Source organism: Vibrio sp. HI00D65, from assembly GCF_001635455.1.
Classification (GTDB): Bacteria; Pseudomonadota; Gammaproteobacteria; order Enterobacterales; family Vibrionaceae; genus Vibrio.
Genome location: NZ_LWEH01000303.1, coordinates 1 through 2006 on the forward strand (window position 1 = coordinate 1; position 2006 = coordinate 2006).

At 47.3% G+C, this 2006-nt stretch carries 2 protein-coding genes and 1 pseudogene; all 3 read left to right on the plus strand.

From position 1 onward, the window contains the following. A pseudogene (locus A3712_RS19285) lies at window positions 1–538 on the plus strand (ArsJ-associated glyceraldehyde-3-phosphate dehydrogenase); the annotation flags it as partial. A 25-nt stretch (window positions 539–563) separates the two neighbouring features. Beyond that, a complete protein-coding gene (locus A3712_RS19290; RefSeq protein WP_063524705.1) occupies window positions 564–1055 on the plus strand; it encodes a cyclin-dependent kinase inhibitor 3 family protein in 492 nt (163 codons plus the stop codon). 96 nt (window positions 1056–1151) lie between these two features. Continuing rightward, on the plus strand, window positions 1152–2006 hold an 855-nt coding region (gene arsJ / locus A3712_RS19295), incomplete at its 3' end, for an organoarsenical effux MFS transporter ArsJ (RefSeq protein ID WP_063524706.1).

Genomic DNA, 2006 nt, shown 5'->3' on the forward strand with positions numbered 1-2006 from the left:
CTGTATTGCACCTGTGGTTAAAGTGATCAACGAGAAGCTTGGTATCGAGAATGCGTCATTCACAACGATTCACGATCTAACCAACACGCAAACTATCTTAGACGCGCCACATAAAGACCTACGTCGTGCACGTGCATGTGGTATGAGTTTAATCCCAACTACAACGGGTTCTGCTAAGGCGATTATTGAGATCTTCCCTGAGCTAGAAAACCGCATCAACGGCCACGCGGTTCGTGTACCACTAGCGAACGCGTCTCTGACTGACATCATCTTCGAAGTGAAGCAAGACACGACGGTAGAAGAAGTGAATGCGATGCTGAAAGAAGCGTCTGAGAATGAACTGAAAGGCATTCTTGGCTTTGAAGAGCGTCCATTGGTGTCTATCGACTACAAGGGTGACCAACGTTCAACAATCGTAGATGCACTATCAACGATGTTGGTAGGTAAGCGCATGGTTAAGATCTACGCTTGGTACGATAACGAAATGGGTTACGCGACACGTACGGCAGAGTTAGTGCGTACTGTCGGCTTAGCATAAACCTGAGCACTAAGGGGACAACACTATGACACATCCAACATGGCAACTAGACCTTGAGCAAGGCGCTCTGATTCTGACTCCATGCCCAGGTACTAAAGAGGCTGATCTTGATGCATCTCTGGCACAACTGAAAGAGCAGGGCGTTAAAGCTATCGTGACTGCGCTTGGTGATGCAGAGCTTGCAAGCAAAGACGTGGCAGCACTTGGTGAGAAAATACGTGCGCTATGCATGCAGTGGTTCCAAATTGAAATCGAAGACGATTGTGCACCGGGTGCTGAGTTTGCAGCGAAATGGCAAGCAGCAAGCCCAGAGCTACACAAAATCGTTGATAGTGGTGCGAAAGTCGCAATGCACTGCATGGGCGGTTCAGGTCGTACAGGTTTGTTCGCTGCTCACTTGCTGTTAGAAAAAGGCTGGGACCTCGACAAGATCGTTCAAGAAGTTCAAGCACTGCGTCCAGGTGCTTTTACTAAACCTATCCAGGTTGAGTATATTAATTGCGTAGCGAATAGCTAACAGTCATCGTTGTTAGACAAGGAGCTTTTGGTATCTTGAGTGTTTAGCTTATCGTGATCCAAAAGCTCTTTTTGTTTTGGTTGCAGAGATAGCATTATGTTTTCAAATCTAAGTAAGAGCGTTCGCCAATACATGTTGGTGACTTTCAACTACTGGAATTTCACCATAACTGATGGTGCACTTCGTATGCTGGTGGTCCTTTATTTTTACGACCTTGGTTACAGCTCGTTAGAGATCGCCTCACTGTTCCTTTTCTATGAATTCTTTGGTGTGGTGACGAACCTAATCGGTGGTTGGCTGGGGGCGCGTCTTGGCCTCAATAAGACCATGAACATTGGCCTAGGGATGCAAGTCTTTGCCTTGGGTATGTTGGCATTGCCATCGGCTATGTTGACGATTCCTTGGGTAATGGCGGCGCAGGCGCTGTCAGGTATTGCTAAAGATCTTAATAAGATGAGTGCCAAGAGTTCAATCAAAACCTTGGTACCGGATGAGCAGCAAGGTGCTTTGTATAAGTGGATTGCGATTCTGACTGGGTCTAAGAATGCGCTTAAGGGTGCAGGCTTCTTTATTGGTGGTTTACTGCTTTCAACGATTGGCTTCCAATGCGCAGTGCTTACGATGGCTGTAGTGCTGACTTTAGTCTTCATTGGCAGTGTAGTGGGTTTAGAGGCAGACATGGGCAAGGCGAAAACCAAGCCTAAGTTCAAACAGATCTTCTCTAAGTCCGAATCGATCAACATCCTGTCGGCGGCACGCATGTTCTTGTTTGGCGCTCGTGACTTGTGGTTTGTGATTGCTTTGCCAATTTATCTTGGCAGCGTATTTGGTTGGGATCACTCTTGGGTTGGTGGCTTCTTAGCTGCTTGGACCATCGCTTACGGCTTTGTACAAGGCATAGCGCCTAAGATTACCGGCAAAGCGCAAGGCAAGGTACCAGATGGACATGCA